The organism is Weissella kandleri, assembly GCF_045504165.1.
Taxonomy (GTDB): Bacteria; Bacillota; Bacilli; order Lactobacillales; family Lactobacillaceae; genus Weissella; species Weissella kandleri_A.
This window is the reverse complement of the sequence record NZ_JBJJNY010000001.1, coordinates 53,258-76,581: the sequence shown is the minus strand read 5'-3', so window position 1 is coordinate 76,581 and position 23,324 is coordinate 53,258. Positions and strand designations below refer to the sequence as shown.

21 protein-coding genes and 1 pseudogene are annotated in these 23,324 nt (G+C 40.9%); 2 read left to right on the top strand and 20 right to left on the bottom strand.

The window, feature by feature from the left end:
* The first annotated feature begins 102 nt into the window (after positions 1-102).
* Complete coding sequence (gene lexA / locus ACJQWY_RS00365; protein WP_407075772.1) at positions 103-720, top strand: transcriptional repressor LexA; 618 nt, start codon at positions 103-105, stop codon at positions 718-720.
* A 92-nt stretch (positions 721-812) separates the two neighbouring features.
* Here the strand turns inward: lexA and ACJQWY_RS00360 are convergent, their stop codons facing one another.
* The 5 genes from ACJQWY_RS00360 to ACJQWY_RS00340 form a co-directional block, all read right to left on the bottom strand.
* On the bottom strand, positions 813-1,340 hold the full coding sequence (locus tag ACJQWY_RS00360) for an adenine phosphoribosyltransferase (protein WP_407075771.1): 528 nt from the start codon (positions 1,338-1,340) through the stop codon (positions 813-815).
* 20 nt (positions 1,341-1,360) lie between these two features.
* Complete coding sequence (gene recJ, locus ACJQWY_RS00355) at positions 1,361-3,667, bottom strand: single-stranded-DNA-specific exonuclease RecJ (protein ID WP_407075770.1); 2,307 nt, start codon at positions 3,665-3,667, stop codon at positions 1,361-1,363.
* Positions 3,664-4,653: a ribonuclease Z gene (gene rnz / locus ACJQWY_RS00350; RefSeq protein WP_407075769.1), complete on the bottom strand. Its 990-nt coding sequence runs from the start codon at positions 4,651-4,653 to the stop codon at positions 3,664-3,666. The genes recJ and rnz overlap by 4 nt, the downstream gene beginning before the upstream one ends.
* Before the next feature lie 25 nt (positions 4,654-4,678).
* Positions 4,679-5,323 (bottom strand): glycerol-3-phosphate 1-O-acyltransferase PlsY, encoded by a 645-nt coding sequence (gene plsY / locus ACJQWY_RS00345; RefSeq protein WP_407075768.1) that lies wholly within the window; start codon positions 5,321-5,323, stop codon positions 4,679-4,681.
* Between the two features lie 287 nt (positions 5,324-5,610).
* Complete coding sequence (locus ACJQWY_RS00340; RefSeq protein ID WP_407075767.1) at positions 5,611-6,516, bottom strand: ADP-ribosylglycohydrolase family protein; 906 nt, start codon at positions 6,514-6,516, stop codon at positions 5,611-5,613.
* A gap of 109 nt (positions 6,517-6,625) precedes the next feature.
* Here ACJQWY_RS00340 and ACJQWY_RS00335 point away from each other — a divergent pair, with 109 nt between their 5' ends.
* Entirely contained in the window at positions 6,626-7,042 is a 417-nt protein-coding gene (locus ACJQWY_RS00335) for a YslB family protein (RefSeq protein WP_407075766.1), read from the top strand.
* A 118-nt stretch (positions 7,043-7,160) separates the two neighbouring features.
* On the opposite strand, the gene map is transcribed toward ACJQWY_RS00335, so the two are convergent.
* From map to ACJQWY_RS00260, 15 genes and pseudogenes are all read right to left on the bottom strand, one after another.
* A complete protein-coding gene (gene map / locus ACJQWY_RS00330; RefSeq protein ID WP_407075765.1) occupies positions 7,161-7,946 on the bottom strand; it encodes a type I methionyl aminopeptidase in 786 nt (261 codons plus the stop codon).
* 73 nt (positions 7,947-8,019) lie between these two features.
* Complete coding sequence (locus ACJQWY_RS00325; protein WP_407075764.1) at positions 8,020-8,469, bottom strand: Fur family transcriptional regulator; 450 nt, start codon at positions 8,467-8,469, stop codon at positions 8,020-8,022.
* A gap of 38 nt (positions 8,470-8,507) precedes the next feature.
* Positions 8,508-9,230, bottom strand: coding sequence for a VIT1/CCC1 transporter family protein (locus ACJQWY_RS00320; RefSeq protein WP_407075763.1), 723 nt, complete (start codon positions 9,228-9,230; stop codon positions 8,508-8,510).
* Between the two features lies 1 nt (position 9,231).
* Positions 9,232-9,936 (bottom strand): VIT1/CCC1 transporter family protein, encoded by a 705-nt coding sequence (locus tag ACJQWY_RS00315; protein WP_407075762.1) that lies wholly within the window; start codon positions 9,934-9,936, stop codon positions 9,232-9,234.
* Positions 9,937-10,138: 202 nt separating this feature from the next.
* Positions 10,139-11,330 (bottom strand): annotated as a pseudogene (recA, locus tag ACJQWY_RS00310) (recombinase RecA).
* A gap of 66 nt (positions 11,331-11,396) precedes the next feature.
* A complete protein-coding gene (locus tag ACJQWY_RS00305; RefSeq protein ID WP_407075761.1) occupies positions 11,397-11,864 on the bottom strand; it encodes a CinA family protein in 468 nt (155 codons plus the stop codon).
* Between the two features lie 128 nt (positions 11,865-11,992).
* Positions 11,993-12,568 (bottom strand): CDP-diacylglycerol--glycerol-3-phosphate 3-phosphatidyltransferase, encoded by a 576-nt coding sequence (gene pgsA / locus ACJQWY_RS00300; RefSeq protein ID WP_407075760.1) that lies wholly within the window; start codon positions 12,566-12,568, stop codon positions 11,993-11,995.
* Positions 12,569-12,580: 12 nt separating this feature from the next.
* Entirely contained in the window at positions 12,581-13,495 is a 915-nt protein-coding gene (locus ACJQWY_RS00295; protein WP_407075759.1) for a helix-turn-helix domain-containing protein, read from the bottom strand.
* A gap of 79 nt (positions 13,496-13,574) precedes the next feature.
* Positions 13,575-14,834: an EF-P 5-aminopentanol modification-associated protein YfmH gene (gene yfmH / locus ACJQWY_RS00290; protein ID WP_407075758.1), complete on the bottom strand. Its 1,260-nt coding sequence runs from the start codon at positions 14,832-14,834 to the stop codon at positions 13,575-13,577.
* Positions 14,824-16,095 carry an EF-P 5-aminopentanol modification-associated protein YfmF gene (yfmF, locus tag ACJQWY_RS00285; protein ID WP_407075757.1) on the bottom strand — a complete coding sequence of 424 codons (1,272 nt, stop codon included), beginning with the start codon at positions 16,093-16,095 and terminating at the stop codon, positions 14,824-14,826. Before yfmF ends, yfmH begins: the two co-directional genes overlap by 11 nt.
* Positions 16,096-16,106: 11 nt before the next feature.
* Entirely contained in the window at positions 16,107-17,564 is a 1,458-nt protein-coding gene (gene cls / locus ACJQWY_RS00280; protein WP_407075756.1) for a cardiolipin synthase, read from the bottom strand.
* Between the two features lie 241 nt (positions 17,565-17,805).
* Positions 17,806-19,308 (bottom strand): gluconate:H+ symporter, encoded by a 1,503-nt coding sequence (locus ACJQWY_RS00275; RefSeq protein WP_407075755.1) that lies wholly within the window; start codon positions 19,306-19,308, stop codon positions 17,806-17,808.
* 36 nt (positions 19,309-19,344) lie between these two features.
* A complete protein-coding gene (gntK, locus tag ACJQWY_RS00270; protein WP_407075754.1) occupies positions 19,345-20,874 on the bottom strand; it encodes a gluconokinase in 1,530 nt (509 codons plus the stop codon).
* Positions 20,875-21,363: 489 nt separating this feature from the next.
* Entirely contained in the window at positions 21,364-22,470 is a 1,107-nt protein-coding gene (locus ACJQWY_RS00265) for a glycosyltransferase family 2 protein (protein ID WP_407075753.1), read from the bottom strand.
* A gap of 24 nt (positions 22,471-22,494) precedes the next feature.
* Positions 22,495-23,322: an ABC transporter permease gene (locus tag ACJQWY_RS00260; protein WP_407075752.1), complete on the bottom strand. Its 828-nt coding sequence runs from the start codon at positions 23,320-23,322 to the stop codon at positions 22,495-22,497.
* Between the last annotated feature and the right edge of the window lie 2 nt (positions 23,323-23,324).

Genomic DNA, 23,324 nt, shown 5'->3' with positions numbered 1-23,324 from the left:
TATGCTTTCAATATTATAACATTTTCTTACATTCCACGCGAGAAAGTGCCATTTTCCTCTCCAATACGTTAAAATATAATCATAATACGGGAGGACTCCAATATGCCACGCAATGAAACTAAACAATTAAAAGTCTTACGCTTCATTTACGAAAAAATTCAACAAAACGGCTTCCCCCCCACCGTCCGAGAAATTGGCGACGGCCTAGGCTTTAGTTCGCCCGCTACCGTGCATGGCTACCTTAAACGCCTGGAAACAAAACAATATATTAAACGTGACTCCACCAAACCACGCGCTTTAGAAATTACCAACGCCGGGCGTGAAATGATTGGCATAAAAAAAAGCGCAACAATCCCTTATTTGACTGAAAATGATGCTTGGCTTAACTTTCAACCTGACAACGCCATTCAGACTAGCCTACCAGATAGCTTAACTCGCTACGCAGGTGAACTTTTTGCGATGGATATGCCCGATCAATCAATGAACGGCATCGGAATTTTTCAAGGCGACACCTTATACATTCACCAACAAAATGATGCTGATAATGGTGAGATTGTCGCTTACCTCAACGCCCATCAACAAATCAAAATTGGTCGTTTTTTCCGTGAGCGCGCCCAATATCGATTCCAGCCTGAAAACCAACAATTTATTCCAGAAATTTCTTTCCAGCTGAATATTATTGGTCGACTGGTCGGCATTTTTCGAACTTCCATTTATTAATTAGCCACTAATTAACTTTGAAAAAATCAAAAATTAAAAGAGTTGGGTTGCTAAAGCCCAACTCTTTATTATGTCGATTAATTTTTAGAAATCTACTCACCTTCATATTCCATCAAGGCATAAATATCGTAATCCTTTAAAACTTCTCGACCTTGTAATTCAGTCAATTCAATTAAGAACCCTAGCCCAACAACTTCACCACCAAGCCGTTCGACTAGCTTATTTGTCGCAGCGATGGTTCCGCCTGTCGCTAACAAGTCATCTACAATTAAGACCTTATCGCCAGGTTTAATCGCATCTTCATTCATCTCAAGCGTGGCTGAACCATACTCTAACGTATAACTTTCAGAGACCGTTTTACGCGGCAATTTACCGGGCTTACGTGCTGGGACAAACCCCACACCTAATTCCAGCGCAATCGGCGTCCCCAATAAAAAGCCGCGTGATTCAGGCGCAACGATTACCGTTGCACCTTGACGCCGAGCATAATCAACCAAAGCATTCGTTGCCGTCTTTAAGGCTTCGCTATCACCCAATAAAGGTGTTATATCACGAAAAGTCACCCCTGGTTCTGGAAAATCGGGAATCGACTCGATGTAATCACGTAAATCAACTGTCATATCTATCTCCTATAGACCGCCTATTCATCTTTTTGAGCTAATGTATTCATCAATTGTTCAAGTTCATTTTTAGTACTGTAAATTAGTTTTTGCTCGACAATCCGCTTAGCCATAAATTTCTGATATACTTCGGTTTCAGTTAAATCAGCGGTTGCCGGATGGTCAACCGAAATTAAAAAACCATCTTCCATTATAACAAATTTTGCGTCTAAAAACATATTAATTAATAATGATACCAATAATTCATCCATTTTTAGATACGCAACCATAGCTTTAAACTGTTCTTTTAAATTAATTCGGGGATTATTCTGCAAAAATTTAAATAACTGAACGTAATCAGCACGCTCAGGTACTTTTTGAAGATAAGCCAGATGCTTGGTATAAAATAACGTCTTGACCCCCTGCATTGGTACATAAGCTAATAACTGATGCAATTCATCTAGGCTGTCTGGTAAATCCACCAAAACTGTCATCGGTAATTGTATTTCATTAAACGCATCTTCCCAAAACATAACCTGACTATCAGAACCAATATATCCTTGCAGTTTTTCCATAATTTGTGCATTAAAGAAAAGATACGTCGCCGGTGTTTGAAAATTTTGAGTTGTTAAACGGGTGGTGCGCGCATCAATCAACGACAACCCTTCACTCTTTAAATCTTGCATCAAAAATTGATAACTCGTCGCACCTTGATAAGTATTCTTATCTAACGTTCCAGCAACGGACAAAGTTTGAAAACTACTTTGTAAAGCAACGTTAAGTGCACCCGCCTGCCAAGCTAAAATAGGAATCTTAGTTTGCTGTACCATCCCGGTAAAACGAAGATGTTTTCCAGCCGACATCGTTTTCACATTTGTCACTTGGTCTAACTTTAATTCAAAGACCGGCTCCGAATTGCCCTGACCAAAAGGCCCTAACATTTGAAGCTGTTGATACGTTTCCGCTTGGAAATCTTGGCTCGTAATTGGTGCGGTAATTTCTAAAGGCTGCTTTTGTTGCGATTGATATGCTTGCTGTACTGCTGCATCATTCAACCAAGTTCTCAAGGTTGATACTTGATCTTTTGCCACTGTAATTCCTGCGGCTAAAGCATGCCCACCAAAGCTCACCATTTCATCGCGATGCGGATTCAAAGTTGCAAACAAATCAAACCCAGCCAGAGAACGACCCGAGCCTTTAAAACCATGTTCAGTCTCAGTTAAAACAAAGGTCGGTTTGCCAATCTCATGCATCACATGTGCAGCGACAATCCCCAAAATCCCCTCATTCCAATTCGCCCCAGTTAATACCAACACTGAATCATTTGCAAATTGCGTTTCAGCCTGTTGAAGCGCCACTGTTGCAATCTCATCCACTAACGCTTTGCGTTCTTGATTTAATTGCTCCGTCTTTTGTGCTAATTCTTGTGCTTCATGCTCATCTTCAGTTAAAAGCAATTGAACACCCATCTGAGCATCCGCTAAACGCCCAATCGAATTTAATCGGGGAGCAATTTGAAAACCGGCCGTTTGTGCATCAATTTCAGTTTGCTGAAAATTAGCAAATAAAGCTTGCAGTCCAACACGTGGGTTTTGATTAATGCTTGCCAAACCAAGTTGGACAATCACGCGATTTTCACCAGTTAAATCCATCACGTCTGCAATGGTCCCTAAGGCGGCTAAATCCAGCATTTCATCAGCAGGGGCATCTAATAAAGCCGATGCCATTTTAAAAGCAACCCCTGCGCCAGATAACCCTGGAAATGGGTACGGCGTCGCTTGTGGCAAGCGGGGATGAATAATGGCAGTCGCATTCGGTAACTCATCTGGCAACTCATGGTGATCGGTCACAATCACATCAATTCCCTGTGCCATCAAGGTATCAATTGCGGTCTTCCCGCTTACTCCATTATCAACAGTAATTAACAATTGCATCCCCGCGTCAACTAAGTGCGCATAGGTGTCTGCATTAGGTCCATAACCATCGGTAAAACGACTTGGAACATAAGCTTCCACCTCGGCCCCCATAATCTCTAAGGCGGAGGTCATAATCGCTGTCGCAGTCATCCCATCAACATCATAATCACCATACACGACAATTTTTTCACCTTGATCAATCGCTGCAAAAATACGATCAATGGCCGTCTGCATGTCTTTAAACAAAAATGGATTATACAAATTTTCAAGATCAGGATACAAAAAAGCTTGGACCGCTTCAGGCGTCTGATAACCCCGTTGAACTAAAATTTGAGCCACCAATTTCGTAGCACCAAATTGTTCTTGAATCATTTGGACAGCTTCATTTTCAGGTAACGCTAAAGCCTGCCAATCAAATTTAGCATCAATCATTCTTCATCCTCGGTTTCTAACTCAGCTTGAATTTTAATCGGTCCGCCATTATTCTGAGGCCCCATCGGTATTTCATAAACATCAAAATCTTGAACCACTCGAGTATTGGCAAAAATTGGTTGCGCCGTATAGGCCAATTCATTCGCCTGACGTCCAGGATAACGAGCCGAGATATGTGTCAACAACAAACGCCCAACTTGATTACGTTGTGCCGCTTCCGCAGCTTGGATATTAGTTGAGTGATGATAAGCGCGTGCTAACTTTCCCTCGCCCTTACCATACGTTGACTCATGTATCACTACATCAGCATCTTGAATCAACTGGTCAATATTAGGTGTTTTGCGCGTATCACCTAAAATCGTCACCACGCGTCCTTTCTTCGGCGCTCCGACGACATCATGCGCATAAATCGTCCGCCCATCGGCTAAAGTTACGTCTTCACCCCGTTTTAACTGTCCATAAATTGGTCCGGCTGGTACTTGCAAGGCTTGTAATTTATCCACTTGCAACTCACCTTCATGATTGGCCTCAGTGACACGATACCCAAAAGATAAAATACGGTGGTCTAATGGTAAAGCTTCAACTTTAAATTTGTCTTGCTCAAAAACTAATCCACCCTCGGGCTTTAATTCATGAAACCGCAAAGGATAGGTTAAATGCGTTTGTGAAACCCGTAAACTTGTTTCAACATAACGCTTAATTCCCGCTGGACCATAGACATCTAATTGTTCTTGTCCACCTTGAAAAGAGCGCGATGACAATAACCCGGGCAAGCCAAAGATATGATCACCATGCAAGTGAGTAATAAAAATTTTGGAAATTTTGCGGGGCCGAATCGTCGAACGTAACATCTGTTGTTGTGTCCCTTCACCAGCATCAAATAACCAAACTTCATTGAGTTCTTCTAATAAACGCAACGCAATACTCGTCACATTTCGATAACGAGCCGGCGCCCCAGCGCCTGTCCCTAAAAATTCCAACTGCATAAATTTCTGCCAGCTTTCTTTAAATTTATTTTTTTGATGTATCGGTTAACCCTAACCAATAAGGAATTCCAAACCTAATCGTATTTTCATTTCCATTAATTATGCGTTTAATATTTTGCCGGTGTAAATAAATTACGTAAAGCATCACAACACCAGTTACCGTCGCTACTATTTTTTCGTCCAACCAGTAAAAAATAATCGTGCTAAATAAAAAGGTCAGCATCGAGCTAATCGAGACGATACTAAAAAGAAACAGTCCCGTAATAAAAATAGCCAAAGAAATAAAAAATAAACTAACCGAATATGCTAACAAGACCCCTAAAGAAGTTGCAACCCCTTTGCCCCCACGGAAATGTAACCAAGGCGAAAAAGTATGCCCTAAAATTGCAAACACACCCACCAACAAAACATAAAAATGTTGGTTGGCTGCTAACGGACCAAAGAGATAGACCACACTTGCTCCAACAGTCCCTTTAAGTACATCTAAAATAAAGACCACGGTCCCTGCCTTAGTCCCTAAAATACGAAACGTATTCGTTGTTCCAATATTACCAGATCCCGTTTTCAGCAAATCTTGATGATAAAAAACTTTTCCAATCCAATAACCAAAGGGTAATGAGCCCAAAAGATAAGCCAATACAACACTAATTCCTAGTTCATATAATTGCATATGCATTTTACTCCGTTAATTGTCCGTGCTAAGCACCGATTTTAATTATTTATTTCTCATCAATGAAGCGCCGTTCCTGTAAGATGCGCTCTTTTTCAATAAAAGTTATTTTCAAATTTCATTTATTTAATTTTCGCAATAATCATGCGCTATCCATTATACCAAAAAGCCCCCACTTAAAAAAGCAACCATTCTGCAACTTATTAGGCAGGTCACTCAATAAAACGAACGCCCTAACGCCTAAGACAAAATAAAAAGGCTCACGTTAAAGTCGTTAGCCTTGCATATTAATTAGTAAAAACGCCGCTTTGACTGCCTCGCTGTAAAATGGCGATTAATTGCGGATTCTGCTGTAATAAATCCGCCAGATTCGGCCAGGTATGCTTTTGATATAAGACCGCCCCTAACGAACCTATTAATGGCATAATCGCCTCTGGCTTACCAGGAACGGTTTGTGCAACGTCTAAAGCTTCCTGATATGAAGTTGTATTCAAGAAGACCCACACTAAAGCTTCCAGACTTTGGACCACATATCCTGTCACGTTTAAATCATCTTTGGATTGATTCATAAAATCCGGTGTATTTAAATTATCGAATTCGCTTAAAAAGGGCGTAAAGACAGCATGTTCTGCATAATATTCATAAGTGATTCCGATAGCACGATCCAGTGCATTCAAAAAGTCAAACCCATCTAGCAGTTGACCAACCAAAATTGCATAAAAGCCAATTCCCATCAAACCACGGGGATGATTATGCGTCAAACCAGCCACCTGGTGTAAAATTAGCATCGCAGCTTCATCATTAATAAATTCAGAACCATGCTTGGTATAAATATAGAAAATTACAGGCATCATTCGCGTTAAAGCACCGCTACCATTGTCATCATCGGCAATACCGCCAGAACTAAACGGATCCTGCGTTTGTGCGAAGCGTTCCAACGCTTGGCGCGTAGTCCGCCCAATATGGCGTGCCTCACCATCAGCGGTATATGCTCCATTCTGTGCCCAGCGTTCAAAGCTATTCATTATGTCATTTAAATTGTAATTTAATGACATTGCATCAATCGTTGCTAACGTCAGCGCACATTCACTTCCCCAGACGGTTGTATCAAGCCCTCGCAACTTAGCTGCTTGAATATCCCCATCAAATAAGCCTAGAGTACTATTGATGAACGGATTATTCATTAAGTCCATATTCATTCCCACCCTTTCCATTTTGAAATTGTAACATTATTGCAACGTGTTTGGCAAATTTATTGAAATTCCGTTATAATGGGACTATTGAATAATAAAGGAGTACATTATGGCGCACGAATCAAATAACCTTTTTCCAATTACTCTACTACGAGACCGGCTACTACCAAACCTTTTCACCGACGATTTAAGTGATATTTCTTACTGGGCCGGCAAAAGTCTCGCTCGTGAAATGCCATTAAAAGGAATCAATGCCATTATTGATTTTTTCGCCAGTGCAGGCTTTGGGGTTCTCGAGATTGAACAACAAAAAGCAACTTCGCAAAAATGGTCTTTAACAGGTGACATTGTTCAAACCCGTCTTTTTGACCAAGATACACCCGATTTTTACTTAGAAGCCGGCTTTTTAGCTCAACAAATTGAGCAACAAATCGATGCGAGTGCGGAAGCTGAAGTTGAATTTGATAAAAACAAAATTAATTTCAACGTCCTAACCGCTGATTCCGCCAAAGATTTAATGGGATAATTGACGCCACAAATCTGGGCATTTCGCTTGCGCCGCTTTTTTATCCCCTTAAAGCCGTCATCCATCATCAAAAAAGGGTATTACCTCATAGAAGTGATACCCTTTTAATTATTTAGTTTTACAAAAGATACTTAGCATCAAATTCAGGATCTTGTGATGTTAAAATCTTTGGTCCATCATTAGTGATAGCCACCACATGTTCATACTGGGCTGACCATGAACCGTCAACCGTCGTCACCGTCCAACCATCTTCGGTTGATGTCTCAACTTCATAGCCTCCCATATTCACCATAGGTTCAATTGTAATCGTCATTCCAGGCTTCAAACGTAATCCACGTCCAGCTACTCCATAATGGGGAACGGATGGTTCTTCATGCATCGTAGGCCCAATTCCATGCCCGACATAATCACGAACATTTCCATAACCATTTTGATTTTCCACGAAATCATTAATGACCGCCCCAATATCACCTAACCGATTTCCAACTTGGGCTTGATCAATGCCTAAGTATAGAGCTTCATGGGTGACATCCATCAACCGTTGTACTTCTGGTGAAACGTTCCCAACAGCATAACTCCAAGCCGAATCAGAATAGGCGCCATCTAAATCAACTACTGTGTCAACTTTCACCAAATCACCATCTTTTAAAATTAGATTCTTGCGTGGGAAAGCATGGGCCACTTCATTATTCACCGAAATCGTCGTCGCATATTTAAAGCCTTCAAACCCGATTTGAGCAGCTCGGCCACCGTGACTTTCAATATAATTACGTCCAAATTCTTCAATGGCCCAAGTTGACAACCCTGGCTTAATAATTTTCCGTAATTCTTGGTGCATCCCGGCGATGATTTCTCCCGACTTCTCCATGGCAGCTAATTCGCGGTCTGATTTAAGTGTTATCATTTTATTCCTCCAAATTCATCTTAAATACCATTATAACGCTATTTATAAGCTTGCCAAGCCTTTATTTTGATTCTTAATTCTGGGCTAAAAGTTTCTGACAATCCTGGCACAGCCCCCGCACTTCAACTTGATAAGATGAAATTTGAAATCCAGTCGCCGCTTGCGCCAATTGTGGTAAATCTTGCATTGCAAAATTATCTGCATCGACAATTTTACCGCAATTCGTACAAATTACGTGATAATGTGGTGTCCCAAACCAATCATAATGCATTTTACCGTCCATATTATTATCGATTGCTAAGACTAAATGCGCGGAAACCAGAGCTTCCAAAGTATTGTAGACCGTTGCTCGACTAATCGAATAACTCTCTGCTTTTAAGTCATTATAAATAGCGTCTGCGGTTGGATGTTTTGGAAACATTTTATTTTCGACCAAATACTTAATAATGGTCGAGCGTTGCTCGGTCAGCTTAAATCCCGCCTGACGTAACTGCTCAAACGCCTTTTCAACTCGTCTACTCATCCGGTACCTCCCATCTAACATTCAATTAACATTGATGCTTAAAATAATAAACCAATTCCGTAATGAATCAAAATTGTCACTAAACCAATTATAACATTGCGGACAACCGCTTTTTTAATAAACCCATGTCCCAAAATCGCACTGGCCCCTCCAATTAAGGCGGAAGCAAAAGCGGTAGCAAAGACCGCTACCCACATACCTAGATGACCATGAATTAGTGTCATCACCATCAGTGGAATCGCACCTCCTAAAGCGGCACAAATCATTGAAGATAATGCGGCAGCCCAAGGATTAACATAATGCCCTAATTGAACATCATACTTTGTTGCTAAAATGGCTTGTAATGGGTTCGTCTGCATCAATTGATCTGCAATTTGATTTGCAGTCGCACGCGTCACTCCACGTTCCTGGTAGAACTGACTAAGATCGTTGAAAACAGCCGTGGCATCCATCTGAATACGCTGAGCTTCTTGTTGCACAACGACTTTTTCCGCATCAGATTGTGAACTGACCGAAGCATATTCACCTGAAGCCATTGAGAGCGCGCAGGCTAAAAGATCGGCCAAGCCGGCAATAAAAATCGTAAAAGCATTATTAGTGGCCGCCCCAACTGAAAAGAGCACGCCTACGACAGTTAAGACCCCATCATTAGCTCCTAACACACCAGCACGAACTACATTCAATCGCTCTTCCATCGTTAACTTTTCCGGTTGTTGCGACCCTTTTTGCATTAATTGTTGATCTTTTGCTGATAATTCCATCTTAACGTCCTCCAATCAAGGCACCGATGCCAAAGGTTACCAGCATCGTAAAGATTCCAGCAACAATATTGCGTAGGGTGGCCATTTTAGTATTGGCTCCCGATAACTTAGCGGCGCTATAACCAGTGAGCGCTAACGCTATGGCAACCGTAATTCCCGTCGCAATAATATTCCAATGCTGACTACCAGGGAATAAAGTGATTGCTAACATTGGAAGGAGTGCCCCCAATGGAAATGAGATCATCGAAGCTAAACTAGCCGACAAAGCGCTCACTTCTTGATGCAAAGTAAACCCATAACGCTCACGTACCATGGTTCCCAAGGCATCCCCCGCCATCATTTCTTGGGCTGCTTGTAAAGCTAAGCTTTCAGAAATACCTGGGCCCAAATATTTTTGTTGAACAAAAGCTAACTCGCCCGCGTAGTCTTCATCAAGACGCCGTGATTCTTCGGCTTCTGCCCTTTTTTGTGCATCATTTTGTGAATGTACCGAAACATATTCCCCCATCGCCATCGATACCGTTCCTGCTAACGTTCCCGCAAACCCGGCAATAAAAATAGCGAAGGTATTCGTACTCGCACCTGCTACCCCAATTACAATTCCAGAAACCGATAAGATTCCATCATTGGCCCCCATCACAGCCGCCCGCACAATATTATTCCGTTGTGCTAAAGTTTGCTTTGGTTTATCTTCTTTTTGTCCCATGCTAGCCTCGCAAATTTATATTTATTTTAGATTGATTCTAAACGAAGATTAGTATAACAAACTCATTCTTGAAATTCAACGTTCACTCATGAAGATTAAACACTTGAAATACTCTTGAATTTCAAAAAAATATTACCCTTCCCAAGTCCGCATCGGCACTCGAAAAAGGTAATATCTTTTCAATTTTTAATTTATAACGATCTTATTCATCGCCTTCGTCAATATCTAAATCAATATCATCAACTTCCGTTTCAGCTGGCTCAGCTTTTTCATCTTCATCCGTTGACACGGTAAGCTCCGCATCGGCATCTAATTCAGTCGGTGCATCCAAGTAGGCCTTCCGAACCAAATCAAAGATTTCGTCATAAACAGCTTTGTTTTCAGGATCATTCAGCCAATTCATAACATTAACTTTTCCTTGACCAATTTTAGTACCATTATATGAAAACCATGAGCCGGCTTTCTTAATAATATCTTTATCCACCGCTAAATCAATCAACTCACCAGTCTTGGAAATTCCCTTTCCAAACATAATCTCAATTTCAACTTCGCGGAAAGGTGGCGCCACCTTATTCTTGACCACTTTAATGTGGGTCGTATTACCCACTTTGACCTTATCTTCATCCTTGCTACCCTTACCAGAATCAATACTTCCACGCCGTCGCACATCTAGTCGCACCGTTGAATAGAATTTCAAGGCTCGACCACCGGGCGTTGTCTCAGGGTTTCCAAACATCACCCCAATCTTTTCACGCAATTGGTTAATGAAAATGACTGTCGTTCCCATTTTCAAAATGGCACCTGACAATTTACGCAAGGCTGATGACATCATTCGTGCTTGTAAACCAACGGTTGTATCACCAATAGCTCCATCAATTTCGGCCTTTGGCGTTAATGCAGCAACCGAATCAACGACAATTAAGTCCACTGCTCCTGATTTAATCAATTCTTCAGCAATTGATAAACCTTGTTCACCAGTATCTGGTTGTGACAAAAGCAAATCATCAACTTTAACCCCCAAATTCCGGGCATATTCGACATCCATCGCATTTTCCGCGTCAATATACGCGACCGTCCCACCCTCAGCTTGTACTTCAGCTGCGGCATGCAATGCCATAGTCGTTTTACCTGATGATTCAGGTCCATAAATTTCGATAATTCTCCCCTTTGGATAACCACCGATCCCCAAAGCAATATCTAACTTCAAAGATCCAGTTGAAAATGATTCCACTTTCGTAAATTTTGAATCGCCCATCCGAATCACGGATCCTTTTCCAAAATTCTTTTCGATTTTTTTTTAATGCATCATCTAATGCTTTTTTACGGGCTTTCGGTTCTGTAATTTTTCCTTCAAGCTTTTTTGAAGGATTGATATTTTTTCCTGACGTTGCCATAAATTTATAGCCTCCGTTTTTTGTTAATACATTAAGTATAACCTAATTATTTTCATTTGTAACTACTTAATTTAATTCACTTAAAATCCAAGTTGCTCCAGCTCGAACAGCCGCCAGTCGAACTTCATCACGGGTACCTTTAAAATTAAACTGGCGCGCTAAAACCTGATTTTTGGGGGTAGCTATTCCAATCCAAACCTCTCCTGCTGGATGTCCTTCCAGCGCCTCGGGACCAGCTACCCCTGTAAAACTAACCGCCCAATCTGTCGATAGCTGATGCTTAGCTCCGTTTGCCATTGCCTTAGCCACTTCAGCTGAAACAACCCCATATTCTTGAATCAAAGATGCTGGCACCCCAACTAATTGGGTTTTAGTGGCCGGACTATACGTCACAAAAGCACCAGGCAAAACCTGTGAAATCCCTGGCACCTGCGTCAAGGAACTACTAAAAAGACCACCCGTCAAACTTTCCGCTGACGTTATTGTTTGTTCTAATTGGATTAATTTTTCACCCAATTGTTGTACTTTTTTCATTATCTACCTCAATTCTAATTAATCAATGCAAAAAATGCCAGCCAAGGTATGTCACAAACATTAAGAACCTATCCAGTGTTCAAAAGACAAAAAAGATATCATTGGTGCCAATGATACCTTTTATAATCTTATTTAAATCCATCCGCAAACACAAAGCGGGCCTTTACAAAATAATCAATCCCTGAATAAATTGTGAATAACAACGCAATTCCCAGCATAATTTCCGCAAAAGGAATTCCAAAACTCCGGAAAATAATATTATGCAAAAGATAAAAGGTAATGGCGAGCATCTGCGTGGTCGTCTTAATCTTGCCAGGCATCGCAGCCGCCATCACAGTTCCATTATTTTCAACGATTAGTGTCCGTAATCCAGTCACCGCTAACTCCCGAATGACAATCAATGCAACCACCCAAGCTGGAACCCATTGAAATTGAACAAAGAAAATCAACGCAGTCATCACTAATAATTTATCTGCAAGGGGGTCCGCAAATTTACCAAAGTTAGTCACCAAATGTTGGCGCCGGGCAATTTGACCATCCGCAGTGTCAGTTAATGAAGCCACCACAAAGATGATTGCTGCAATCAGATGCGTCATGGGCAATTGAACACTGCCACCCCAAATATTAGTAGGTAACATTAAAACAATAGCAAAAATAGGGATCAGGCTAATCCGAAAAACAGTTAATTTATTTGGTAAATTCATAGCACCGCCCTATTAATTTTGTGTTGAAGTAACTGAAGCGGCCGTAATATTCAAAACTGCTTGCCAAACGAAGCTGGTATTATTTAACTTCACATCTTCGCCATTGAATTGTAACTTCAAATTATTAGCATTTCCGATTTGAACACTCACCTCGGTGACGGTATTGTCAACGGCAATTTCCTTAGTCTCATTGGCATGCACTGTTCCAGAATACAAAACAGCCCCCGTATTTGACTTAACTTGATTCCATGAATCACCGTTTACCCCAACCAAAGTTAACTTACGCTCACCTGTTGCTGGAACCTTAACCGCAATTCTTGAGATATTTCCAACCACTGCTGGCGCTCCAATTTCTGTCTTAGGCTCTTCCTTACTGCTAGCACTACTCTTTTCCGCTGAGCTTTCCTTTGAAGAACTCTTTGAAACGACAGAGCTACTTACAGATACATTTGAACTTTCTGAAGTATTATTTGAATGTCCGGCAAAATTAGCTACCAAAGCCCAAATGACAACCACAATTGCAATGGCTGCCACACCCATGATTACCTTAGGCAACATGTTATTGGCTTGTTTAACCCGCTTTGCTTCATCTTGGCGCATCCCCGCACGTGAAATGTTCTCACCAGCATTGGTTTGCATTCCACTATGCTCAATGATTGGTTTCGTCTCTTCAGCTGGTGCTTTCGTATCCAAGGCATGTCGCTCTAACAAATCCTCAGCATCTAAGCCAACTACAGCTGCATATTGACGAGTAAAAGCACGTTCATAGAAACTGCCGGGCAATTGATCGAATTGATCATTTTCAATTGCCTGTAAATAACGCTTTTGAATTTTTGTCTGGGCTTGAATGTCATCAAGCGACAAACCCTTTGCAATCCGGGCTGTTTGTAACTCTTCGCCGATTCCTTTTTGTTCGATATCTGCCATTTTAACAATTCCTTTACTAAATGATTTCTAATTATAATTTTAACATAACTTACTCGTAATAAATCAATTCTTCTTTGAATTATTCTGGATGGATTATCACACTTACTGGAACACTGACAGCCACCTTTGCAATAATTTCACTAATTTCTGCACTAGTCAGCGTATTTAAAATTTCAATTTCATCCCATACGAAAGCATCGTCAAAGGTTGGTCCTTCAAAGCGAGTAGCAATTTCATCCAATGAATTCAAGCGGCTAATATAACGACCTAACTGTTCGGATTTCACAAGTTCTAAGCCATCTGCTAGATTCAAAAATTCGGTCTGTAAATGTTGCAAAACCATTTGAATTTCTGCAATTAAAATTTCCGGCTCTGGCGTCTCACCTAATAACAATAAATGAGCCGCTCCCCGCTCCATCGTTAATTCGGTGCTAAATCCATCATCAATCAAGCCTTGATCATACCAATCCAAATAACGCGCTGAATGCTCACTAAACACCAGATCCAACGCTAGATTATAAGCAAGACTAATTTTTAATCCTAAACGCCCCCACGGCACCACTTGTTGCTCAAACAGTCGCTGACCAACCGCAATTTTATTTCTTAACGTCGCACCCTCCAATTCCACCGATATTGCAGGTAACGGCATTGCCGTAAATTGTTGAACTTCCACCATTGGGCCATGTTGACTAGCCGGACGTTGACCCAATGGCGATTGTTCAATCACTTCTAAAATCTGATTTTGGTCAAAATCACCAGTTATGAATAGTTCCATATTATCAGGCCGATAATGCCGTTTATAAGCTCGTTTTAGAACTGCAGGAGTAATTGCAGCAATGCTCGTCGTGGTCCCACCAATATCAATGCCAATTGCATCGTTAGGATAAAGGGCGCCCAAAATATTTTGATACAGCTGTGCCCCAGCATCATCTTCATACATTTTAATTTCTTGTTGAATGATTCGTTGCTCTCGCTCAACCGAAATAGCTTGAAAATATGGTTGTTGCGTAAAAGTTAAAAGCTCCGCTAAACTCCGGTAATCTTTGGCCGGAGCGATTGTATAATAACTTGTCTGCGTCATCGCTGTAAAAGCGTTGACCGTATCTCCCCAACCACTAATCTTATCTAAAGCATCATACCCTGATTGCTGAAAAAGCTGATGTTCAATAAAATGGGCCGTTCCAAACGGTTCATCCGCCCATGTATTTTGATCGCGCGCACCATAATTAACGGTTAATAAAGCTACTAATTGATGATACTGCGGGCGGGGACTCAAATGTATCTTTACCCCATTGGTCAATTGAAAAGATTGAAGGGTTGGCATTAAATTATTCATCATTCTCATTTGCTCCAATCAATTGCACTTCACTCGCTAATTCGACTAATTGTGCAACGTGTAAAATATCTTCTGGTGTCACGGACAAAACAGCCTGCATCCAGGCTTGATCATTTAAATTCCAACCACTAACAACTCCTGCCACTTCACGCTCAACTTGATTTTGCGGTTGATCTTTAGCAATCACGAAATCATGAATTAAAGCTTGTTTAGTTTGCTCAAGTTCTGCATTTGAAACCAACTCAGTCTGCAAAACATGCAATGTTGTTTGAATCAATTGCTGCGTGGCTGGCAAATTTTTAGCATCCACCCCAGCAACCACCATGAGTAATTGATTATACGGATTATAATCAGAATAAATCGTATAGGCTAACCCCGCCTTTTCACGCACCTCTTGAAATAAGCGGGCATTGCCGGCTCCCCCCCACAATGCATTAAACACATAACCCGCAAAACGCATTGCAGTGGGTAAAGGTAAATGATAACTTTGTGTTAATTGACTTTGTTGCGCTGAATGTTGAATTGTAAGCTTTTGATGATTAAAGGCACCTTGAGCCTGCGGTTGCTCTCCTAAGCGTGTGCGAGGGGCAAAAAGGTTTAATTGTACCAACTGCTGCTTGACCACCACTGGATCAACATCGCCTAAAATCACAATTTCAATTGGATCATTTTGCCATGTTTGCGCCCAAACTTGCCACGCTTGCTGCGGTGTCACTTGCGCTAAAGCTGCCATCGTATTATAGGTTGGCAAGCCTAAAGTTGGATCCTCAAAATTAATGTTGAGGAGACGCTGCACGGCTTGATACTCATAATCTTCATCCCAACTGGCAACTTCATCTTGGGCCATATTTTGTTGATGCTCAAAAATAGTGACATCATAACCATTTTCTACATCTCCCAAAGGCGCTGCAATAAGTTGCTGAATAAATTGTAACCCTTCAACAAATAAAGCCTCATGCGACGTCGCAAACTTATCATTAACTAATTCCATCGAAATCCGTAATAAGCTTAGCTGACCCATGTTAACAAGCCCGACACTTAAGCTTGCCCCATATAAACGCTGTAATGCTTCCACAAAGGAACGCTGTGTTGGATACTGTGCGCTTACCGTCTCGGCCATTTGACTCGCCATAAACCTCGGCGCTAAAGTTTGGGCTTGCTTTTTTTGAATCGCATTAATTTGAATCTGCGTAGTGGTAAATTGTTGCGTCGAAATAACTGTTAAATTAATTCCAGTTTGTAACTCAAATTTAACTGCTTGCATTTGTTTTCCTTTTATAAAATTGGACTAATCAAACGTGAAACTCGTTGCACAAACTTGTGCCACATGGACTGTGTTTCAAAATACTGTGCATCTAATAACGTTGAATTTTCCATATCTTTTTGATAAATCGTCTCTAATTCTTGAGCCATATCCCGGTCATAAATGAACGCATTCGCTTCAAAATTCAAGGTATATGAACGAATGTCTTGATTCGCCGAACCAACTGAGGAGATGCGCCCGTCAATCATAACCATTTTCGCATGCATGAAGCCATGATCATATCGATAAATTTTCGCTCCTGCTTGTAACAATTGCTTCGAATACCATTCTGTGGCACGATAAACAAACGGATGATCTGGAAAGGCCGGAATCATCAAACTAACTTCCACCCCTGATTGTGCAGCCATTCTTAATGTTTCTAAAATCGCTTGATCAGGAATAAAATATGGTGTTTGAATGAAAATTTTCTCTGTCGCTGTCGCAAACATTTTCAAATAACCGGTTTGAATTTGTTTATTTGCATCATCGGGACCAGAAGATACAATTTGAATGGCTGTCGCATGCTTTTTAGTTTGTTGATGCCGTGGGAAATAATCATCCGAAAAAGTCAGTTGCTGCTTTTTAGTGGTCGCATTCCAATCAGTAAAGAACCTTGATTGGATGGCCAACACAGCATCACCTTCAATTCGCAAATGCGTATCTCGCCAGTAACCAAATTTTTTACTACGTCCCAAATACTGGTCACCCACATTATAACCACCAATATAACCCACATTACCATCAATCACAACTAACTTCCGATGGTCACGGAAGTTAATCCGAAAAGTCAATGGGACATAGCGAGGTGACAAGAATGGAATTACTTGCCCGCCAGCATCACGTAAACGACGCCACATTTTATCGTGCCGCCCATGTGATCCCCACTGATCATAAAGTACTCGCACTCTAATTCCGGCTTGCGCTTTTTGCGTTAATAAATCAACCAATTCATTACCAATTTGGTCATCATAAATTGTAAAATATTCCAAATTAACGTGATGCTTAGCCGCTTGGATATCCGCGAACAATTGCCTGAACTTATCATGTCCATCCGTAAAAACTTGCACACTATTTTCTAAAGTTAATAAGGCGGCATCATTTTTCAAAAATAAACGCACGAAGCTACTTTCTTCTTCCATTTGATTTGCCGCATGCGTTTCCAAAGCTAACCGTTTTTGATTCTCAACGATTTTGTCAATTCCCAAGATTTCTTGCGTCTGCAAACTAAATATTTTCTTACTGGTCAAATTCCGTCCTAAAAACATATAAATAATTAAGCCTAAGCCTGGAAAAGTAATCAACACCATTAACCACGCCCAGACCGATGACACTTCACGTTCACCATGAAACACCACAAACAATGCTACGATTGTGTTTAAAAGTACCACAATTGTAGCTAAATAACCCCAATTTAGATATAAAAATGGCATACCTGTACCTATTCCTTCACCTTTTTCCAGCGTTTTAAATATCCGCCGCCCATTATTACTTAATAATTGATTTCATATGCGAAATATTAAAACAATCAAAGCAACCTGTAAACCACTTTAACCATCTTTTATCATATATCATAGATTTCTATTATTAAATGCTTTTTTGAGTTTAACATAAAAGAGGTCAGCGAAACCGCTAACCTCCTATTTTGTAATAAATTTTATGGTAATAGTTCGATTATGAGAACAAAGCGCTCAAAATCAAGATAACAATCAAACCAACTACTGACAAGATAGTCTCTAAGACGGTCCAAATCTTAAGGGTTTGCGGCACATCCAAATCGAAGAATTCCTTAAACATCCAGAATCCCGCGTCATTGACGTGTGAAAGTCCGATTGACCCGGCCCCAATGGCCAAAACCACAAAGGCTGGGTTAACAGCTGTTTGCCCTGCAACCAATGGTGCAACGATTCCGGCGGCAGTCAAACCAGCAACCGTGGCAGAACCAACTGACACACGAATAATCAAAGCAATCAACCATGCGAAGATAATTGGTGACATTGATGTGTGTGAGAAAGCATCAGCAATCGCCGTTGAAATTCCACCAGACGTTAAGATTCCCTTGAAGGCAGCTCCACCACCAATAACCATCAACAAGTTAGCGATTGACTTAAGTGCATCTGACATCGTATTTCCAACTTGACTCATTGTCCGGCCTTGCTTTGGACCCATGGCCCAAATTGCAAAGACCATCGCAATAACCATGGCAATCATTGGATTACCCAACATTGCCATAATTTGGTCCATCGTTGAAGGATTGTGCAAATAACCATTTTGAGCAGCATGTGACATTGCTTGCCAAGCTGTATCACCAATCTTACCAGCATAAACTTGCTTACCACCATTTTTAATCATGGTGTAGCCAGTCGCAATCAGCATAAAGAAGACTGGCATCAATGAAGTTGTGATGGCCAACCCAAAGCTTGGTGTTTCCTTCAAATCAAAGGTCTTAACTTCTCCAACTGCATCCAACTTCTTGGTAATACGGAAGGCTCTTGGCTCAATTTTACGTGCAAAGCGTGTAAAGACAGGTCCGGCAATAATCATCGCTACCAAGGCAACAACGACTCCATACATCAAGACAACCCCAACGTTAGCTCCTAAAATATTAGTAACCGCAGTCGGTGATGGTTGTGGAGGCAAGTATCCTTGGGCCGCAGACAAAGCAGCAGCCATTGGGATTCCTAAGTAAAGCAATGGTACTTCAGCTTCCAACGCGATCGTGAAGACGATAGGAATTAAAACAACCATCCCAACTTCAAAGAGCAATGAAATTCCGATGATAAATGAAGCCAAAGCCACAGCAAGCTGCAACCGCTTCTTACCAAAAGTATTAATCAACGTTGAAGCGATTCGATATGAACCACCCGCGTCAGCTACTAAACGTCCAATCATTGATCCGAATCCGAAGACGACGACCAATTCGCCCATCGTTCCCCCGATTCCACTCTTTAACGCATCTGCAATACTTGAAGGTGCCATTCCTAGACCAATGGCAACCAAAATTGAAATAATAATCAATGAAACGAAGGTATTAACCTTAGCTTTCAAAATTAAAAATAGCAAAACAGCGATTCCAAGAATCAGAATCAAAAATGGCCAAACATTTATTCCGTTGACCATCCAGGCATAAAAACCTGTAGAGGCATCAGTTGTGATACCAGCAGCAACATTAAACATTATATCTTCCTCTTAACTTCTTAAAAAATTTATTACCTATTTAGTGTGGGCACGTTGGAAGTCCGCAATATTCTTATATTCAGTTTGAAGTTGACGACTCAAACGAATAAAGATTGGTGCTAACTCACGGTAAACTTCATAGTTTTCAGGATTTGGTTGGTAAGTATTGGCTTCCCCAACCATATCACCAATAACATCCAAAGAATCAACCAATCCCAAGGCCTTTTGTGCCATCACAGTTGCGGCTAACGCACCTGATTCAAAGGCTTCGGGGACCGTAACAGGTTGCTCAAAGATATCAGCCAACATTTGACGCCATAGTGCTGAACGAGCGAATCCACCGGTCGCTTGAATTGACTTCAAATCACCAACAACTTCTTCCAAAGCTAATTCCACCATGTAAATGTTAAAAATGATACCTTCCAAAACCGCGCGGGCCATGTGAGCACGCGTGTGACCGTGAGTCAAACCAAAGAATGAACCACGCGCATTCGCATCCCAAATTGGAGCTCGCTCACCACCCAAGTATGGGTGGAAAATCAATCCATTGGCTCCAGCAGGAACTTGGCTCGCAATTTCAGTAATCAAATCATATGAGTCCATGTTCAACAATGAGGCCGTTGACTTTTCAGAATCAAACAAGTTGTTACGAACCCAACGGAAGACATCCCCACCGTTGTTAACTGGTCCACCAACCACCCAGTGATCGCGGTCCAAAGCATACGTAAATGTCCGGCCCTTTGGATCAATCTTAGGGGCATCAGTCACGACCCGAATTGCACCTGAAGTACCAATGGTTACGGCTGCTACACCAGGTTGTACCGCATTAACTCCCAAGTTTGACAATGGACCATCACCAGCTCCGTATACGAATGGCGTATCCTTTGGCAATCCCAGCAAAACAGAATATTCCTCAATCATATCCGTTTCCATTGTGTATGGATCAACTGTTTCTGGCATTTGCTCTTGCTTAACACCCGTTACTTCCAAGGCTTGCTTATCCCAATTTAGATCAAAGCTATTAAACATCCCCGTTCCAGAAGCAATTGAAATATCCATCCGGTTAACCCCGAACAAACGGTGGAAAATGTACTCTTTAATTCCCAAGTAATGAGCGGCATTATTATAAACGTCAGGATGTTCATTCTTTAACCAAAGTAACTTTGACAACGGTGCCATTGGGTGAATCGGTGTCCCGGTGTGCGCATAAATCTCATCACCAATTCCATTCGCCTTTAACTCTTCCGTGTACTTAACAGCCCGTGTATCGGCCCAAGTAATTACGCGCGTCAATGGGTTCCAATCTTTGTCTAAGGCAATCAAAGAGTGCATCGCTGATGAAAATGAAACGGCTAAAATATTAGCGTTCTTATCATAGCGTACAACTTCACGAATCGCATCAGAAAATGCTTCAAAAATTTCATCCAAATCTTCTTCGGCCATATCTGGCTCATCACGGTACAAGTTGTAACCTTTATTAGCTGACGTAATAACGTGCCCAGCCTTATCAAACAAAACCGCTTTCGTCGAAGTGGTTCCCATATCAACACCAATTAAATAATCCATCAGATCCTCCATTGTGTTTTGTGAAAGCAATACCAATATTATATGTGAATATTTTTTACATTTCAAGTTAGTTTTATGAAAATTAATTACAAAAACATAACATTTCTGCAGTGTTATTTGCAAAATGATGTTAACCATCAAACATTAAATAGCACAGTAACTATTATAAGTAAAACGTTTACATTTTGCAAACGTTCTCATGAAATTTTTTTGTACTAATTTCATAAAATCACCTACTTTAATAATAACATAACTGTCCAAAACCGATGAGCCCACTCCGGTTAATCCTTTTGCTCTAAATATTTGTTTTTGGAAATATTTTCCTAACAAATTATATGTTTACGGAATTAATTATACATAAATATTGTATCTTTCATAGCATTTCATTCGTTTTAAAAGCGTAAATTTTGAAATACTAATGAATCATGACCGCATCGGTTCAATTTTATGAAGCATCAAAAAAGCCAGTTTTAAAACTGGCCTACTCTACTATTTACTTTGATAATTTTTGTTATAATCGGCAATAAATTGATCTGCCTTAGCGGTCTTGCCACGCAAATCATTCAATTGATACGTATCGATAATCTCCAGTTCACGATCCAAAGTCACGCGCTCATCCGGATTAGCTAACTGATAAGCCCGCAATAAAGCATTAATTGAGCGAATTGGTTCCTTCGGCTTACCATTAACATACTCAATTTCAGGATTGAAAGCGAGTCCTTTAAAGACACCATTAATGATCATCCCAGCTTTTTGCCAGCGGAACTTGATATTGCGCTTCAATAAAACTCGTGGTAATTCATAACGCAACGCACCCCATGCTACATTACGCATTTCACGTTTAGAAATTCGACGTGCCGTTAACACCCGATTCCGGAATTCATACCGATACCGCCATAGACGTGAACCATCCTTTTCTCGGATAATATCACCCGGCATCGAATTTTCCTTGGACTTATGCACGGCCACTGACTTCATGACCGTGTAACCACGATCGACATCCGCAATTCGGTTCGTAAATTCCATGTCATCACCCCAGATAAAGTATTCCTTCTGAGGCAAGCCAACATTGTTCACCATCGCTCTTGAAAACATGACTGAAACAAAAGTTGAATTAATAACTTCGATTCCAGGGTTATCACAATTTAAAGGTGTTTGCCAAGTGAAAACGCGTGGCGCTGGAACATTCATCCAAGAAGGGTTTCCATTCCGAGCACCCCAACGGACAACGGAATTGACGAAGCCAACATGTTGATGTTCAGCCATAAACTCTACCAAATACTTCAAAGCATCTGGTTCCACCATGGTGTCATCGTCCATCAACCATACATAATCATCATCTAATTGTTCCATAAATAAACGTACCGCTTGGTTAAAGCCACCTGCGCCCCCTAGGTTTTCCGGTGAATTATACACCACCACCCGAGGGTCATTAATGGTTGCTAAATACTCTTTCGTCCCATCATCGGACATATTATTTACCACAATCACATGGCTTAGATATTCCGTTTGGGCTAAGACCGCAGCCAATGATTCTTTTAAGAGCGCCAAACGATTATATGTGACAATCGCCGCCGTTACTTTTTTATCAGTCATTTTTGTCTCCATGTATTTCCATTTTTAAACAAAATCAATTAATTGATCTTTAAACTTTAAGTATAGGTGAGTTCCGATAATAGCAAAGAAAGCCATCTCTAACCAAAAAATTGCCATCACAGTGGGGGAATTCCAAAACCACTCATTATTTAAGAAAGTCCCACGCCATCCATTCACAATATAGTAGAACGGATTGATTCGTGAAATATAGTAAATAAAGTTATTGAAGCCATTCCCTTGCACTGGTTCAGATAAAATTCCAGAAACGAAGAAAAGTAACCGGAGCACTTGCCGGATGGCTAAGTCATAATCAGGAATTAAGATGTTAATTGTCGCATTGAAGATCCCTAAGAAAAAGAGCATAACAAAGGCTGCAAATAAATAATAAACAATCTGTAGCCAATAAACACTTGGGTGAAAATGACCGGTGACAATCATCGCAATTGTTGCCACGACCGAAATCGATAATACGGCTGGAATAACCTGTACGACTCGAATCATAGGTAAAATTACAACCGGAAATTTAACATTTTTCACCATATATAATTGTGTTTGAATGGAGCGAATTGTGTCCGAGAAACCTTGATTGACCAAATACCATGCTGAAAAACCTACCGCCATCCACGTAAAATATGGCATTCCGTCCTGGGGCGCCCGTGTTTGAAAGCCGCCACCAAAGATAACCGCGTAGGTCAAAACTTGAAATAAGGGATCTAGAATTTCCCACAAACTTCCCAAGTATTTATGCGCATTATTGGCCCGCGTATCATAAATGGCCAGGCGTACCGTCAAACCAATATTTTGAATTTGTTCGGCTGCTAACTGAAAAATTGATTTAATTATAATCCACATTT

Excerpts from the sequence above, each read along its gene's own strand:
- ACJQWY_RS00315 (WP_407075762.1), bottom strand. The coding sequence starts at position 9,936 with ATGGGACAAAAAGAAGATAAACCAAAGCAAACTTTAGCACAACGGAAT.
- ACJQWY_RS00295 (WP_407075759.1), bottom strand. The coding sequence starts at position 13,495 with ATGGCAGATATCGAACAAAAAGGAATCGGCGAAGAGTTACAAACAGCC.
- yfmF (WP_407075757.1), bottom strand. The coding sequence starts at position 16,095 with ATGCAAGCAGTTAAATTTGAGTTACAAACTGGAATTAATTTAACAGTT.
- lexA (WP_407075772.1), top strand. The coding sequence starts at position 103 with ATGCCACGCAATGAAACTAAACAATTAAAAGTCTTACGCTTCATTTAC.
- ACJQWY_RS00325 (WP_407075764.1), bottom strand. The coding sequence starts at position 8,469 with ATGAGTAGACGAGTTGAAAAGGCGTTTGAGCAGTTACGTCAGGCGGGA.
- cls (WP_407075756.1), bottom strand. The coding sequence starts at position 17,564 with ATGCCATTTTTATATCTAAATTGGGGTTATTTAGCTACAATTGTGGTA.
- ACJQWY_RS00260 (WP_407075752.1), bottom strand. The coding sequence starts at position 23,322 with ATGTGGATTATAATTAAATCAATTTTTCAGTTAGCAGCCGAACAAATT.
- ACJQWY_RS00265 (WP_407075753.1), bottom strand. The coding sequence starts at position 22,470 with ATGACTGATAAAAAAGTAACGGCGGCGATTGTCACATATAATCGTTTG.
- plsY (WP_407075768.1), bottom strand. The coding sequence starts at position 5,323 with ATGCAATTATATGAACTAGGAATTAGTGTTGTATTGGCTTATCTTTTG.
- ACJQWY_RS00360 (WP_407075771.1), bottom strand. The coding sequence starts at position 1,340 with ATGACAGTTGATTTACGTGATTACATCGAGTCGATTCCCGATTTTCCA.
- rnz (WP_407075769.1), bottom strand. The coding sequence starts at position 4,653 with ATGCAGTTGGAATTTTTAGGGACAGGCGCTGGGGCGCCGGCTCGTTAT.
- ACJQWY_RS00335 (WP_407075766.1), top strand. The coding sequence starts at position 6,626 with ATGGCGCACGAATCAAATAACCTTTTTCCAATTACTCTACTACGAGAC.
- ACJQWY_RS00275 (WP_407075755.1), bottom strand. The coding sequence starts at position 19,308 with ATGTTTAATGTTGCTGCTGGTATCACAACTGATGCCTCTACAGGTTTT.
- pgsA (WP_407075760.1), bottom strand. The coding sequence starts at position 12,568 with ATGAATTTACCAAATAAATTAACTGTTTTTCGGATTAGCCTGATCCCT.
- recJ (WP_407075770.1), bottom strand. The coding sequence starts at position 3,667 with ATGATTGATGCTAAATTTGATTGGCAGGCTTTAGCGTTACCTGAAAAT.
- ACJQWY_RS00320 (WP_407075763.1), bottom strand. The coding sequence starts at position 9,230 with ATGGAATTATCAGCAAAAGATCAACAATTAATGCAAAAAGGGTCGCAA.
- map (WP_407075765.1), bottom strand. The coding sequence starts at position 7,946 with ATGATAACACTTAAATCAGACCGCGAATTAGCTGCCATGGAGAAGTCG.
- gntK (WP_407075754.1), bottom strand. The coding sequence starts at position 20,874 with ATGGATTATTTAATTGGTGTTGATATGGGAACCACTTCGACGAAAGCG.
- ACJQWY_RS00340 (WP_407075767.1), bottom strand. The coding sequence starts at position 6,516 with ATGGACTTAATGAATAATCCGTTCATCAATAGTACTCTAGGCTTATTT.
- yfmH (WP_407075758.1), bottom strand. The coding sequence starts at position 14,834 with ATGATGAATAATTTAATGCCAACCCTTCAATCTTTTCAATTGACCAAT.
- ACJQWY_RS00305 (WP_407075761.1), bottom strand. The coding sequence starts at position 11,864 with ATGAAAAAAGTACAACAATTGGGTGAAAAATTAATCCAATTAGAACAA.